The 14,527-nt window shown below is 68.8% G+C and carries 12 protein-coding genes; 3 read left to right on the top strand and 9 right to left on the bottom strand.

Annotation, left to right across the window (positions count from 1 at the left end; all coding sequences use genetic code 11):
* Nucleotides 1-376: 376 nt before the first annotated feature.
* The 5 genes from tuf to AC0HS0_RS00340 all read right to left on the bottom strand — a co-directional run bounded on the left by tuf (nt 377) and on the right by AC0HS0_RS00340 (nt 5,395).
* Nucleotides 377-1,570, bottom strand: coding sequence for an elongation factor Tu (tuf, locus tag AC0HS0_RS00360; protein ID WP_055913937.1), 1,194 nt, complete (start codon nt 1,568-1,570; stop codon nt 377-379).
* Between the two features lie 114 nt (nt 1,571-1,684).
* Nucleotides 1,685-3,799 carry an elongation factor G gene (gene fusA, locus AC0HS0_RS00355; RefSeq protein WP_472960875.1) on the bottom strand — a complete coding sequence of 705 codons (2,115 nt, stop codon included), beginning with the start codon at nt 3,797-3,799 and terminating at the stop codon, nt 1,685-1,687.
* An 88-nt stretch (nt 3,800-3,887) separates the two neighbouring features.
* Nucleotides 3,888-4,358: a 30S ribosomal protein S7 gene (gene rpsG, locus AC0HS0_RS00350; RefSeq protein ID WP_055913932.1), complete on the bottom strand. Its 471-nt coding sequence runs from the start codon at nt 4,356-4,358 to the stop codon at nt 3,888-3,890.
* Entirely contained in the window at nt 4,358-4,732 is a 375-nt protein-coding gene (gene rpsL, locus AC0HS0_RS00345) for a 30S ribosomal protein S12 (protein ID WP_055913929.1), read from the bottom strand. The genes rpsG and rpsL overlap by 1 nt, the downstream gene beginning before the upstream one ends.
* 366 nt (nt 4,733-5,098) lie before the next feature.
* Nucleotides 5,099-5,395 carry a WXG100 family type VII secretion target gene (locus tag AC0HS0_RS00340; RefSeq protein WP_175337701.1) on the bottom strand — a complete coding sequence of 99 codons (297 nt, stop codon included), beginning with the start codon at nt 5,393-5,395 and terminating at the stop codon, nt 5,099-5,101.
* A gap of 122 nt (nt 5,396-5,517) precedes the next feature.
* Here AC0HS0_RS00340 and AC0HS0_RS00335 point away from each other — a divergent pair, with 122 nt between their 5' ends.
* A complete protein-coding gene (locus AC0HS0_RS00335; protein ID WP_472960872.1) occupies nt 5,518-6,270 on the top strand; it encodes a hypothetical protein in 753 nt (250 codons plus the stop codon).
* On the opposite strand, the gene AC0HS0_RS00330 is transcribed toward AC0HS0_RS00335, so the two are convergent.
* Genes AC0HS0_RS00330 through AC0HS0_RS00315 form a run of 4 tightly spaced genes read right to left on the bottom strand, consistent with a single transcriptional unit; the run spans nt 6,239 to nt 9,103 of the window.
* Nucleotides 6,239-6,835, bottom strand: a complete 597-nt coding sequence (locus AC0HS0_RS00330; protein ID WP_472960870.1) for a hypothetical protein — start codon at nt 6,833-6,835, stop codon at nt 6,239-6,241. The genes AC0HS0_RS00335 and AC0HS0_RS00330 overlap by 32 nt on opposite strands.
* Nucleotides 6,832-7,443: a hypothetical protein gene (locus AC0HS0_RS00325; protein WP_472960868.1), complete on the bottom strand. Its 612-nt coding sequence runs from the start codon at nt 7,441-7,443 to the stop codon at nt 6,832-6,834. The genes AC0HS0_RS00330 and AC0HS0_RS00325 overlap by 4 nt, the downstream gene beginning before the upstream one ends.
* A gap of 5 nt (nt 7,444-7,448) precedes the next feature.
* Entirely contained in the window at nt 7,449-8,819 is a 1,371-nt protein-coding gene (locus AC0HS0_RS00320) for a putative T7SS-secreted protein (protein WP_472960866.1), read from the bottom strand.
* Nucleotides 8,816-9,103: a hypothetical protein gene (locus AC0HS0_RS00315; protein ID WP_472960864.1), complete on the bottom strand. Its 288-nt coding sequence runs from the start codon at nt 9,101-9,103 to the stop codon at nt 8,816-8,818. The genes AC0HS0_RS00320 and AC0HS0_RS00315 overlap by 4 nt, the downstream gene beginning before the upstream one ends.
* A gap of 123 nt (nt 9,104-9,226) precedes the next feature.
* Between AC0HS0_RS00315 and AC0HS0_RS00310 the strand changes: the two genes are divergently transcribed.
* Together AC0HS0_RS00310 and AC0HS0_RS00305 are read left to right on the top strand one after the other, a co-directional pair.
* On the top strand, nt 9,227-13,714 hold the full coding sequence (locus AC0HS0_RS00310) for an FtsK/SpoIIIE domain-containing protein (protein ID WP_472960862.1): 4,488 nt from the start codon (nt 9,227-9,229) through the stop codon (nt 13,712-13,714).
* 134 nt (nt 13,715-13,848) lie between these two features.
* Nucleotides 13,849-14,527, top strand: a 679-nt coding sequence (locus tag AC0HS0_RS00305) for a WecB/TagA/CpsF family glycosyltransferase (RefSeq protein ID WP_472960860.1), incomplete at its 3' end; no start/stop codon positions are given.

Below are 14,527 nucleotides of genomic sequence, written 5' to 3'. Positions count from 1 at the left end.
CGAGCAGGCGCAGACGTACCGGCGAGGCGCGGTCGCGCGCACGGAAAAGCGGGACCGGAGTAACCGATCCCGCCCCGAACGGCGCCTCGCGCCGCCGCTCTCGTGGTTCCAAGTCCGCTTACGCGGTGTCCGAACTATTCATCCGTGATCCGGTCAGCGGCTTGGTCTGGTTTGCGAGGTCCATGCTCACCATAGGCACTCTCCCTTCGTCGACGGATCCGTTCGGTTGAAACGGTGGGACAATTCTGCGCCCGACCGGCCGAGAGGTAAACCCCTCGAGCATCATCCGCTCGCATGAGGGCGAACGACGAAGGGCCGGATCCTTGCGGATCCGGCCCCTGCCGAGTGAGTCTGCTCGGTAGCCCGAGCGGATGACTTACTTGTTGATCTTGGTCACCGTACCGGCGCCCACGGTGCGGCCACCCTCACGGATGGCGAAGCCGAGGCCCTCCTCCATGGCGATCGGCTGGATGAGCTCGACCGACATGTCGGTGGTGTCGCCGGGCATGACCATCTCGGTGCCCTCGGGCAGCGAGATGACGCCGGTGACGTCGGTGGTACGGAAGTAGAACTGCGGACGGTAGTTCGTGTAGAAGGGGTTGTGACGGCCACCCTCCTCCTTCGAGAGGATGTAGGCGGTGCCCTCGAAGTTGGTGTGCGGCGTAACCGAACCCGGCTTCACGACGACCTGGCCGCGCTCCACGTCCTCGCGCTTGGTGCCACGGAGGAGCAGACCACAGTTCTCGCCGGCCCAGGCCTCGTCGAGCTGCTTGTGGAACATCTCGATACCCGTGACCGTGGTCTTCTGCGTCGGGCGGATGCCGACGATCTCGACCTCGGAGTTGATGGCGAGGGTTCCACGCTCGGCGCGACCGGTGACGACGGTGCCACGACCGGTGATCGTGAAGACGTCCTCGATCGGCATCAGGAACGGCTTGTCCTTGTCGCGCACCGGGTCCGGGATGGACTCGTCGACGGCGTCCATGAGGTCGAGGACCGACTGGACCCACTTCTCGTCACCCTCGAGAGCCTTGAGGCCCGAGACGCGCACGACCGGGGCGTTGTCGCCGTCGAAGTCCTGGCTGGAGAGCAGCTCACGGACCTCGAGCTCGACGAGCTCCAGGATCTCCTCGTCGTCGACCATGTCGGACTTGTTCAGCGCGACGAGCAGGTACGGCACGCCGACCTGCTTGGCCAGCAGCACGTGCTCGCGGGTCTGAGCCATCGGGCCGTCGGTGGCGGCGACCACGAGGATCGCGCCGTCCATCTGGGCAGCACCGGTGATCATGTTCTTGATGTAGTCGGCGTGACCCGGGGCGTCGACGTGCGCGTAGTGGCGCTTCGGCGTCTCGTACTCGACGTGCGAGATGTTGATCGTGATACCACGCTGACGCTCTTCCGGAGCCGAGTCGATCGACGCGAAGTCGCGCTGCACGTTGGTCGCCGACGGGTACTTGTCAGCAAGCACCTTGGAGATCGCCGCGGTGAGCGTCGTCTTGCCGTGGTCGACGTGACCGATGGTTCCGATGTTCACGTGCGGCTTAGTCCGCTCGAACTTGGCCTTAGCCACTGTGGTCCTCCTCAGGACTCTCGTGCAGACACCCCGGTCGACGGATTTCGACCGGAGGGTCTACGGGATTGGTTTCTTATGTTACGGGATGTTGCCTGGGAGCAGTGACCGAGGTCACTCGCCCTTGCTCTTCTGGACGATCTCGTCGGCGACAGCCTTCGGGACCTCCGCGTAGCTGTCGAACTGCATCGAGTACACCGCGCGACCCGAGGTCTTGGACCGCAGGTCACCGATGTAGCCGAACATCTCGGACAGCGGGACGTTGGCGCGCACGACCTTGACGCCGCTCGCGTCCTCCATGGACTGGATCTGTCCACGGCGGGAGTTGAGGTCGCCGATGACGTCGCCCATGTACTCCTCCGGCGTACGCACCTCCACCGCCATGAGCGGCTCGAGGAGCACCGGGTTCGCCTTGCGAGCAGCCTCCTTGTAGGCCATCGAGCCGGCGATCTTGAACGCCATCTCCGAGGAGTCGACGTCGTGCGAGGCACCGTCGACGAGCGTCGCCTTGACGCCCACCGTCGGGAAGCCGGCGAGCACGCCGACCTGCATCGCGTCCTGGATTCCGGCGTCGACCGAGGGGATGTACTCGCGCGGAACGCGACCACCGGTGACGGCGTTCACGAACTCGTACGAGGTCTCCGGGGTGACCTCCATCGGCTCCAGGCTGATCTGCACCTTTGCGAACTGACCGGAACCACCGGTCTGCTTCTTGTGGGTGTAGTCGTACTTCTCGACCGTGCGGCGGATCGTCTCGCGGTAGGCCACCTGGGGCTTGCCCACGTTGGCCTCGACGTTGAACTCGCGCTTCATGCGGTCGACGAGGATGTCGAGGTGGAGCTCGCCCATTCCCTTGATGACGGTCTGGCCGGTCTCCTGGTTCTGCTCGGTGCGGAACGTCGGGTCCTCTTCGGCCAGCTTCTGGATCGCGGTGCCCAGCTTCTCCTGGTCGGCCTTGGTCTTCGGCTCGATGGCCACCTCGATCACGGGCTCCGGGAAGGTCATCGACTCGAGCACGACCTGGTTGTCCGGGTCGCTCAGGGTGTCACCGGTGGTGGTGTCCTTGAGGCCGATCACCGCGTAGATGTTGCCGGCGGTGACGTAGTCGACCGGGTTCTCCTTGTTGGCGTGCATCTGGAAGATCTTGCCGATGCGCTCCTTCTTGCCCTTGGTCGAGTTCACGACCGCGGCACCGGAGTCGACACGGCCCGAGTACACGCGCACGTAGGTCAGACGACCGAAGAACGGGTGGACGGCGACCTTGAACGCGAGAGCCGAGAACGGCTCGGTGGCGTCGGCGTGACGGAGGATGACCTGCTCCTCGTCGCGCGGGTTGTGCGCCTCGATGGCCGGCACGTCGAGCGGCGACGGGAGGTAGTCGATCACGGCGTCGAGCATCGGCTGCACGCCACGGTTCTTGAACGCGGAACCGCAGAGGACCGGGTAGATCTCGTTGTTCACGGTGAGCTTGCGGATGGCCGCCTTGATCTCCGGAACGGTGATCTCCTCGCCGCCGAAGAACTTCTCGAGCAGGACGTCGTCGGTCTCGGCGACGGTCTCGAGGAGACGGTTGCGGTACTCCTCGGCCTTCTCCTGAAGGTCGGCGGGGATCTCCTGGACCTCGTACTTGGCGCCCATGGTCACGTCGCCCTTGGCGTCGCCCGGCCAGACCAGCGCGCGCATCTCGATCAGGTCGACGACGCCGACGAAGTCGGACTCGGAACCGATCGGGAGCTGCATCACCAGCGGCTTGGCGCCGAGGCGGGAGACGATGGTGTCGACGGTGAAGTAGAAGTCGGCGCCCAGCTTGTCCATCTTGTTGACGAAGCAGATGCGCGGGACGACGTACTTGTCGGCCTGACGCCACACGGTCTCCGACTGGGGCTCGACGCCCTCCTTCGCGTCGAAGACCGCGACGGCACCGTCGAGCACGCGGAGCGAGCGCTCCACCTCGACGGTGAAGTCGACGTGTCCGGGGGTGTCGATGATGTTGATCTGGTTCTTGTTCCAGAAGCAGGTCACGGCCGCGGACGTGATGGTGATGCCGCGCTCCTTCTCCTGCTCCATCCAGTCGGTGGTCGACGCACCGTCGTGGGTCTCACCGATCTTGTGGTTGACGCCCGTGTAGAACAGGATGCGCTCGGTCGTGGTGGTCTTGCCGGCATCGATGTGGGCCATGATGCCGATGTTGCGGACCTTCTTGAGGTCGGTGAGCACGTCCTGTGCCACAGGGGTTCCTCCGAAAAGTAGAGAGTGGAAGGGGTGCCGCCCGGGCGGAGCACTCCTGAGGAGTGCAACGCCCGGACGACGAAAAGTGTTACCAGCGGTAGTGGGCGAAGGCCTTGTTCGACTCAGCCATCTTGTGGGTGTCCTCGCGGCGCTTGACCGCGGCGCCCAGACCGTTCGACGCGTCGAGGATCTCGTTGGTGAGACGCTCGGTCATCGTCTTCTCGCGACGACCCTTGGCGTAGCTGGTGAGCCAGCGCAGCGCGAGGGTGTTCGCGCGGTGCGGCTTGACCTCGACCGGAACCTGGTAGGTCGAGCCGCCGACGCGGCGGCTGCGGACCTCGAGGGTCGGGCGGATGTTGTCGAGCGCCTTCTTGAGCGTGACGACCGCGTCCTGGCCGGACTTGGAGGCGACGCCCTCGAGCGCGTCGTAGACGATGCGCTCGGCGAGACCCTTCTTGCCGTCGAGGAGGATCTTGTTGACGAGCTGGCTGACGACCGGCGCGCCGTACACCGGGTCGGCGACGACGGGGCGCTTCGGAGCGGGACCCTTGCGAGGCATTACTTCTTCTCCATCTTCGCGCCGTAGCGGCTGCGAGCCTGCTTGCGGTTCTTGACGGCCTGGGTGTCGAGGGCGCCGCGGACGATCTTGTAGCGGACGCCGGGCAGGTCCTTCACACGGCCGCCGCGGACGAGCACCATCGAGTGCTCCTGCAGGTTGTGGCCCTCACCGGGGATGTACGCGGTGACCTCGGTCCCGTTCGAGAGCTTGACACGCGCGACCTTGCGGAGCGCCGAGTTCGGCTTCTTGGGGGTGGTGGTGTAGACACGGGTGCACACGCCGCGCTGCTGGGGGTTGGACTTCAGAGCGGGAGCCTTGGTCTTGGTGACCTTCGGCGTCCGGCCCTTCCGAACCAACTGCTGAATGGTTGGCACTGAACTTCTCCTTTTATGGACTGCACGGTGACAGTTGTAGCTTTTTCCCCGCACCCCGATCCACCCGCTCCGCGGGTCGCTCGGGAAGTGAGGAGTATCGGACCGATGGCCGATATGCCGTGGGGGCCAGGGTTCCGTGCGGTTCCCTTGCCCATCGGATGAGTACGTGCCGGCTCGCCTGTTTCCCCGTGAGGGTGCCTGTCACCAGGCATGGAACAAGCGCGCGACAGAGCGCACACCCGATAAATACTATCGTCCGCGCGGTAGGGGGTCAAATGAACGAAGGCGTGCTAGGCCGGTTTCCGCGCACAGCGAAAGGGCGGCCTCCCGAACCGGGATGCCGCCCCTGAAACGAAGCCGGGAGCCTCAGCCGCCGATGCCCTTGGCGAGCTCGCTGTCGACGTTCTGAAGGGCGTCCGCAGCCTTGGTCAGGAACTGCGACATCCCGTCGAGGCCGTTGACCGCGTCGGTCGTGCCCTTGGTGAACTGCTCGTACGAGGTGTGGAACGCGCCCGACGCCTGGTCTGTGACGAACCCGCCGTTGACGAGGCCGTTCACGAGGTTCTGGAGCTCGTGCAGCTTGGCGGTGATGTCGTCCTTGCCCGCGGTGAGGCGGTTGGCCGCATCGGTCATCTCGCCGTACGTGACGTTCATGTTGGCCATGAGTGTGGTGTCCCTTCGGTGTGTGACTCCCACCTAACCAGCGGCCCGGCGAGGACGGAATGGGGAGGACTCCCCATGCCCTCGCCTGGCCCGAGCAGACCCGGCGGTCTAGCCTGAGTCGCATGCCCTCCTACAGCCCGATGAAGCCCAACTCGGCCTCACCCGCTGCCCGTGCCGCGTCCCGCTCCCGCTCCCGCTCGGATCGCGCGGGCACCCCGCCCTCCGGAGCCGAACGGGTGTGCCGACCGTTCGGCTATCTGCTGGTCGCGGCGGTGTGGACAGTGCTCGCAACGGTGGTCCTCGCGCTGCCGCTCGCTCTGACGGTCGGGCTGGCGACCTCCAACCCGGACTTCACCACCGCGGGCTTCTTCCGGGGGTCGGACGTCGGTGTCCTGATCCTCTTCCTCGCGTTCGCGGACATCGTGCTCGTGCCCCTGCTCGGGTACGCCTTCGTGGCGCTGGCGCTGGGCACCGTACCGCTCGCGGTGCTGTCGTGGACGTACGTCGTGCGGAGCCTCTCGCCGCGGTACGCCGGCGAGCGCCTCTCGAGCACGGGCTGGTCGCGCGATGTCATGGGTCCGATCACGGTCGCGCCGACGGCGATGTCGCTGCTGCCTGCGCGGCTCACGCCGTGGACGGAGTTCTGGGTGCGGCTGATGTTCCTCGGCTGGCGGCCCAGCAGGGCCGTCCTGCTCGCGGGCATCCCGTACGGGCTCGCGTCGTTCCTGCTCGCGGGCTGGCTGCTCTGGCCCGTCGGCGCCGTCGCCGCCGTCGTCTGGTCGGTCGTGACGCTCGCCCTGGTCGCGCTCACGGTGTTCTTCGTGGTGCGCGCCTTCCAGAGCCCTACGGCTGCGGCAGCGAAAGGCGGAAGGTGATCGAGTCGACGATCGCGTCGAAGAGCTCCAGGTAGAGCTCCGGATCGGTGGCCATCGGCGCGTTCACCCGCAGGTGGAGGAGCCGATCACCGTCGGGCGCGGCGAACCGGTAGTCGACGACGAGCTCGGGAGCGGACTCCTCGTCGTACGTCGTCCGGCGCACGGCGGAACGGCGGCGGACCGGGCCGAACGAGAACGTCAGCGGGTCCCCGTCGGGGAAGGCGCGTTCGAGTCGTTCTGCGATGCCGTCGTGGCCCTGTGCGGCCGGCAGCGGCTCCCGCGCCATCACGATGGAGGCCGGAAACGGCACCCCGGGCAGGATCTCCATCGACATCGCCAGCGCGAACGCGTCGGACGCGTCGGCGAGGGCCACCAGCTTCTCGAGCTCGGACTTGGCCGTCCGCCGCACGCGGGCCAGCCGGTCGGCGCGCCCCACGCGTTCGGCCACCAGGCGGTTGATCCGCTTCGCGGCGGCGGCCTCGTCGTGCAGCGGGATCATCGCCCAGGTGCCGGGGAAGACGATGGTGAGCTCGTCCTCGATCCGCACGAAGCGCACGTCGTTCATGCGGCCTCCCCCAGCGTCACGCGCACCGAGTCGGCGATCGCCTGGGTGTCGGCGACCATGTCGTCGAAGCCGCCGATGAAGCCGGAGCGGAACACCGTGTGGAACACCTGCGCGGAGCCGACGGGGAAGATCGCGAACACCACACGCTGCTCGAGGAGTGCGTCGTCGTCGCCGTCTTCGGCGAGCGCGGTGAGGTGCGTGAAGCCGACGAGCTCGCCCAGCGGATGCGCGGTGCGCCAGGAGCGGTAGCCGATCACCTCGTAACCCGGCACGCGGTGGCCCGACTCGGCATCGGTCGCGGCGAGGTAGCTCTCGGGGGTGTCGTCGACCTCCAGCTGCAGCAGCTCGTAGGTCTGGTAGGCGTTGATCACGCCCGCCGACGGCACGGGCACGAAGACCCGGGCCCGGGTCGCCCCTGTGGGGTCCTCCGCGTGCAGCACCTGCTGCAGGACGCGCAGCTGCGGGACGATCGGCCCGGCGTCCACGGTGCCGGCCAGCCGCTCCGGCCAGTCGTCGGAGCCGGGCTCGCCCAGCAGCTCGACGTCGTACCAGCCGTCGGGCGCGTCGAACGCGATGTCGACGATGTCGCGCGGTCCGAGCAGGGACACGGTGCTCAGCCTCCCCAGACGTTGTTGCTCTTGTAAGTGGGCGCGTACTTGTCGGCGTTGTCGAGCGCGAACTTCGTCAGGTCGAGACTCGGCAGCTTCGGGAGGTCGGAGTGGCTCGGGCCTCCCGTGACCTTGTCGACCAGGCCGTCGACCTTGCCCGGCGCGTTCACCAGGTCGACGCCCTTGTTGAAGAGCGCGCTGCCCTGATGGTACGCGGCGACGGCTGTCAGCGGGTTGAACTCCTTGGCGCGGAGGTCGTGCGAAATGGCCTTGGTGATGTTCTGATCGACCCCGAGAAGCGTGCGCATGGCCTTCATCTTGTCGGCGCCGTCGGTGAACAGAGCCTTGTACGCCGCCCGCTGGCCCGCTGCGGAATCGCCCGCCGCCTGCCAGATCTTGAGGGGGTTGACGTCGTTCAGCGGCTTGTCGAAGAGCTTCGTGGTGGCGGACCTCATGAGGCGCTTGCCGATCTGCATCTTGAGCATCGCGTTGGGGCTCGTGCGGACACCGCCGACAAGGCGCGGCACGCGGGCCAGCGCCTTGATGCGGGCCGCCTTGCCGAGGAAGGCGAAGATCCGGCCGCCGAACAGGCTGAGCGCGACGCCGACGGCCGCGCCGACGATGTCGAGGAAGCTGCCCTCGCCGTTGGCGAACTTGACGATGGAGTCCACGAGTTTGATCACCGAGGCCACCAGCGCGATCACCACCAGGACCTGCCCGAGGATGGGCACCCAGGCCAGGAAGATCGCCAGGACGCCGGCGATGTCGCCGATCGTGCTGATGACGTCCATCACCTTGTCCCAGAAACCTGGATTCTTGAGGCCGTTGTTGTGGTGGTCGACGACATCGACGATCGCATCGATGGCCTTCTGCGCCGCGGCATCCTTCTTGTCCCGTGCGTCGTACCACGCCTGGTGGGCGGCGTGGAGGGCGGCGTTCGCACTGCGGGAGGCGTCGTCTGCATCGCTCGCGGACTTGTTCGCCGTCGACGCGTCCTCGGGCTTGGCGTCCTGGGCGGTGGTGTGCGCGGTCGTCGCCGCCTTGGCCGCGGCGTCGGCGTCGCCCTGTTTCTGGTGGATGAGCGTGATGGCCTTGTCGGCGTCGTCCTTGGCCTCCCGCAGAGTGGAGGCGTAGGCGAGCAGCGCAGTCGCCGTCTTGGCGTAGCGGTCCTTCGCCTTGGAGATGTCGTCGGCGGTGTCCTTCGACATCTCCTGGAGCTTGGAGACGGCCTGCGACGTGTAACCGTCGAGGTCGTGGATCTTGTTCAGCTCCTTCGAGGCGCGCTGGATGGCCTCCCCGATCGCCTGGTAGTGCTTGGCCTTCGTCTCGAGCAGGTCGGGGTCGCCCGCCAGTGGCTGGAACTCCTTGTCGCTCACTTCTTGCCCTCCACGGCCTTCGCCAGGTCGCCGTCGACCTTGGTGAAGTTGTCGGCGACGGCCGCGATGACCTTCTGGACGTTCTCCACGTTCTCGGTCATGCTCTTGCGCTTCTCGTTCCACTTGTGCGCGAAGTCGCGCACGTGACCCTCGAGGCCGTCATGGCCGGTGGCGGCTGCGACCGAGTCGCTGAAGTCGTCGGCGTCGTGGAACTCGCGCACCACGGCGTCGAGGTCGTCGCGCAGCCGGATGAGCTCATCCAGTTTGAGAACGAGGTCGGACACGTCTCCCCCTTCGCGGGCAGTCATTCTGGTCGGGCGTTCTGCACGCTACCGCCGGGCCGCGCGGGGGACGATGGGGAGCGGTCCCCATCGGCCGCGCTCGCGCGCGTGGGTAGGGTGCGTATCGTGCGCCTGAAACTGACCCTCGCCCGCTCCGCGGGGACCACCGACGACATCGTCGTCACCGCCGACGCGGCCGCGAGCATCTCGGAGGTCGCCGCGACGATCGCCCGGATCGACCCGAAGCGCACCGGGCCGGTGGCGGACAGCGACTCGCTCACGTTGCGAGCGCAGCTGCCCGGGCAGGCGGAGCCGCTGATCCTCCCACCGGACGCGCCGGTCGGCGAAGCGTGGATCGGCAGCGGCGCGACGGTCGCGCTGGCCGACGCCGGGCTGCACTACGCGCCCCCGGAGCTCGGCGAGGCACCCGTGCTCGCCACGCTCCGGGTGCTGAGCGGGCCGGAGGCCGGACGCGAGTTCGCACTGCGTTCCGGTTCCACGGTGCTCGGGCGCGACGAGGAGTGCGACATCGTGCTGCGGGACCCCCTGGTGTCGAAGCGGCACGTGCGCTTCGAGGCGGGCGACGGCGTCGAAGTCGTCGACCTCGGCTCGGCGAACGGCGTCGTCGTCGACGGCGGCCTGGTCACCCGGTTCACGGTGCGACGCTCGGAGACCCTCCTGATCGGCGACACCGAGGTGGAGCTGTCCGTCGCGGCCGGCTCGGAGACGCTGCCGGCGGCGGCGCCGACGGCGGGGCCGGTGTTCTTCAACCGGTCGCCGCGGGTGGAGCGGCGCTACGCGGGGCAGGTGCTCCAGGCTCCGGAGGTGCCGGCGGAGAAGGACGACCCGCCCTTCCCGCTGCTCGCGATGATCACTCCCCTGCTGCTCGGCGGCGCGATGTTCGCGCTCACCCGCCAGCCGACGACGCTGCTGTTCGTCCTGCTCTCCCCCGTGATGCTCGCCGGCAACTTCTTCGCCAACCGCACCCGCGGCAAGCGCAAGCTCGCGAAGCAGATCGCGGTGTTCGAGCAGCGGCTCGACGCGCTGAGCTCCCGGCTCGACGAGGAGGGCCGGCTCGAGGGCGAGCTCCGCCGGGCCGAGACGCCGACGACGGCGGACGCGCTCGCGCAGGCGGTGCGTCGTGAGCCGCTGCTGTGGACGCGCCGGCCCGAGCACTGGTCGTTCCTCAACCTCCAGCTCGGTCGCGGATCGATGACGTCGCGCACCAGTGTGCAGGCGACCGAACGCGGCGAATTGATCCCCGAGTTCCAGGAACGCCTCGACGCGGTCATGCGCGCGCACGAGCGCGTCGAGGACGTGCCCGTGCTCGACAACCTGTACGAGTCGGGCGCGCTCGGGATCGCCGGGCCGGCCGAATTCGCCGCCGGTTCCGTGAACTCGGTGCTCGTGCAACTGACCGCCCTGCACTCGCCCGCCGAACTCGTCATCGCGGCACTGGTGTCGCCGCGCTGGTCGGCCGAGCTGGGATGGCTCAAATGGATGCCGCACACGTCGTCGCCGCACAGCCCGGTCACCGGAGGCCACCTGGCCGACAGCGCCTCCAGCGCCGCCGCGGTGCTCAGCGCACTCGAAGGCCTCGTGGAGGAGCGGCTCGCGGCGAGCAGGAAAGGCGCGCAACGCCGCGGCGCGATGGCGCAGGAGCGCGCAGCACAGGAGCGCGGTTCGGCGGTCGGCGACGGCCGGACCGGCGAGGGGACGCCGTCGCCGCTGCCCGCGGTGGTGGTCGTGATCTCCGCCGACGTGGCTCTCGACCGCGCACGCCTCGTGCAGTTCGCCGAGGTCGCCGCCGACGCCGGCGTCTTCCCGGTCTGGATCGCGGACGATCTCGCGGGTCTGCCGGCTGTCTGCCGCACGTACCTCGAGCACACCGACCAGCCGCACCGAGCGAGCGCCGGGTTCGTGCGCACCGGCGAGATGGTCGCAGACGTCGTGACCGAGCCGGTGTCGTCCGCGACCGCGCTCGACTTCGCCCGGAGGATGGCGCCGGTGATCGACGCCGGTGCTCTCGTCGCCGACGCGAGCGACCTCCCGCGCGCCGTCTCGCTGGTGACGCTGCTCGGCCACGATCTCGCCGAGTCGTCGTCCGCCGTGGTCGACCGCTGGCGGCAGAACGCCTCCATCCACGATCGAGCCGCGGGGGCCCGGCCCGCCAAGCGGCGCCCCGGCACGCTGCGCGCCACCGTCGGCTCGTCGGGCGTCGACCCGATGCACCTCGATCTGCGCACCCAGGGCCCCCACGCCCTGGTCGGCGGCACGACCGGCGCGGGCAAGAGCGAGTTCCTCCAGGCGTGGGTGCTCGGGATGGCGGCCGAGTACAGCCCGGACCGGGTCACGTTCCTCTTCGTCGACTACAAGGGCGGTTCGGCGTTCGCGGACTGCGTCAGCCTCCCGCACTGCGTCGGCCTCGTGACCGACCTCTCGCCGCACCTCGTCCGCCGGGCGCTGACGAGCCTGCGCGCGGAACTTCACCACCGCGAGCACCTGCTCAACCGGAAGAAGGCGAAGGACCTCCTCGAGCTCGAGAAGCGCGGCGACCCGGAGAGCCCGCCCGCCCTGGTGCTCGTCATCGACGAGTTCGCCGCGCTCGTCGGCGAGGTGCCGGAGTTCGTCGACGGTGTCGTCGACATCGCGCAGCGCGGCCGGTCGCTCGGCATCCACCTCATCATGGCGACGCAACGCCCCGCAGGTGTCATCAAGGACAACCTCCGCGCGAACACCAACCTGCGGATCGCACTGCGCATGGCCGACGAGTCGGACAGCCAGGACGTGGTGGGCGTCGCGGACGCGGCGCACTTCGATCCCGGCCTGCCCGGGCGCGGCCTGGCGAAGACGGGCCCCGGGCGTCTGATGACGTTCCAGTCGGCATACGGAGGCGGCTGGACCACGCGCGAACCGGAGCGCGCCGGCATCGAGGTGGCGGAGCTGCGATTCGGCGGCGAGGTGCGCTGGGAGGAGGAGCGCAGCGGTCGGCAGGAGCCGGAGCGCGACCTGGGTCCGACCGACCAGCAGCGGCTCGTGGCCGCGATCGTGCAGGCGCAGACGTCGGCGCGGATCCCCGCGCCGCGACGGCCGTGGCTCGACGAGCTGGCGGCGGGTTACGATCTGGGGCTCCTCCGGCAGCGGACCGACGCCGAGTTGCTGCTCGGCGTCTCCGACATTCCCGACCGCCAGGAGCAGCGGCCGGTCTACTTCCGGCCGGACATCGACGGGAACCTCGCAATCTACGGCACGGGAGGCTCGGGTAAGTCCACGGTGCTCCGCACGCTCGCATCGGCCGCAGCGATCACCCCGCGCGGCGGACCGGTGCACGTCTACGGACTCGACTTCGGGGCGGGCAGCCTCCGGATGCTGGAGAAGCTTCCCCATGTCGGCTCGATCATCCCGGGCGACGACGCGGAGCGGATCATCCGGTTGTTCCGCACGCTGAAGCAGACGCTCGAAGACCGCGGTCCGCGCTACGCGGAGGCGAACGCCTCCAGCATCAGCGAGTACCGCGCGCTGACCGGTCGGCTGGACGAGCCGCGCATCCTGCTGCTGATCGACGGGTTCCCGAGCTTCCGCGAGGACTTCGAGATCCCCGCAGGACGCTCGCAGTGGTACGACGTCTTCCGCGACATCCTGGCCGACGGCCGACGGCTCGGGATGCACATCGCGCTCACCGGCGACCGCGCCGGCGCCGTGCCCACCGCGATCGGCTCGCTCGTGCAGCGCCGAGTCGTGCTGCGCCTCGCGGAGGACGGCTACGGGATGCTCGACGTGCCGAGCGACATCCTCTCGCCGGCGTCGCCTCCCGGACGCGCGATCGTCGACGGGTTCGAGACGCAGATCGCCGTGCTGGGCGGATCGCGGGCGGTGGCGGACCAGTCCGAGGCCGTGCGCAGGCTCGCGGAGGCGATGTTGCGGGCGAACGTGCTGGCGGCCCCCATGATCGGCTCGCTTCCCAAGGAGGTGGCACTGAGCGCGCTCCCCGAGGCGCACGCCGACGCGCCGGTGCTCGGCGTCAGCGACATCGACCTCGGGCCGTACGGCTTCGAACCGAGCGGGACGCTCCTCGTCGCCGGGCCTCCCGCGAGCGGCCGGAGCACTGCTCTCGCCTCGCTCGCCGCATCGCTGGCGCGTTTCGACCCGGAGACGCGGCTGTACTACCTCGGTTCGGCGCGATCTGCGCTGGCATCGTCTCCCCTGTGGACCGACACCGCCGTGACGCCGGCGAGCGCCGCGGAGCTGGCCAAGGATCTGGCCGTCGCGGTGGCCGACCCCGACACCGAGGGCCGGATCGCGGTGTTCGTGGAGAGCATCGGCGACTTCCTGCAGACCCCGGCGGACTCCGCGATCGTCGAACTCGTCCGCGCCGCCCGACGCAGCGATCACCTGGTCGTCGCCGAGGCCGAGACCAGCGCCTGGGGATCGTCCTGGCCGCTCCTCGGCGAGGTCAAGAACGGCAGGCGAGGCCTCCTCCTCCAGCCGGACTCGATCGAGGGCGACCTGCTGCTCAAGACGCCGCTGCCGCGCTTGAACCGGTCGGAGTTCCCGCCCGGGCGTGGGATGTACATCCACAAGGGGTCGTTCACCCGCGTGCAGATCCCGGTGTGATCGGCGATCGTGCCCGGCGGCACCGACCCCCGGTGAAGTCCCGGGTGATGCTTGCGGACGCGATGTGCGGCGCCGGAGGCGGTCAGGCCGCTACCGGCATCTGACATTCACTATACATATGCCACCCTGACCGGGTGCAGACTTTCGAACGCGCTGTCCTCGGCGGCCTCAAACTCGATCGGGCCGACCTCGACGAGTCCAGCCGCCACATCATCGACCTCGCCCGCGCCGACGGCGGGATCGTCGTCACCTCGAACGTATCGATCTCGCGGCACCTGCGCACGGTCGGCCTCCCCGAGCTCGAGAGGGAGACATCATTCTGGACGGTGGACGGTGTCCCGCTCACCTGGCTGCTGCGGATCGCCGGAAAGGGACGGTTCCCGCGCGTCACCGGGACGGACCTCATGAACGCCGTCATCGAGCACCCCGCGGCGGCGGACCTGCGCGTCGGCATCGTCGGCGCGGCCGCGGCCGAGGCACAGATGTACTACCGCGCGCGCGGCCACGAGCACGTGCACGGGGCCGACCTCCCGTTCGCCGAACCGGGCAGCCCGGCCTTGATCGACGCCGCGAGTGCATTCATCGAGCGAGTCCGGCCCCAGCTGCTGTTCGTCTGCCTGGGCTTTCCGAAGCAGGAGCGTCTGATCCTGGAGCTGCGCAGACGGCACAGCGACGGCATCGTCTTCATCGGGGCAGGGGCCGCCGCGCAGATGAACACGGGGCACTTCCCCCGTGCACCCCACCTGATGCGCCGGATGGGGCTGGAGTGGGTGTGGCGGATGTTCCAGGACCCGTCGCGCCTCGTGAAGCGAT

This window comes from Leifsonia sp. PARNA 1/14 (genome assembly GCF_055720965.1).
This window is presented reverse-complemented; position numbering and strand designations above follow the sequence as displayed.

What these genes read in the sequence shown, in the direction of transcription:
- AC0HS0_RS00330 (WP_472960870.1), bottom strand. Translation starts at nt 6,835, where the DNA reads ATGAACGACGTGCGCTTCGTGCGGATCGAGGACGAGCTCACCATCGTC.
- AC0HS0_RS00340 (WP_175337701.1), bottom strand. Translation starts at nt 5,395, where the DNA reads ATGGCCAACATGAACGTCACGTACGGCGAGATGACCGATGCGGCCAAC.
- rpsG (WP_055913932.1), bottom strand. Translation starts at nt 4,358, where the DNA reads ATGCCTCGCAAGGGTCCCGCTCCGAAGCGCCCCGTCGTCGCCGACCCG.
- AC0HS0_RS00335 (WP_472960872.1), top strand. Translation starts at nt 5,518, where the DNA reads ATGCCCTCCTACAGCCCGATGAAGCCCAACTCGGCCTCACCCGCTGCC.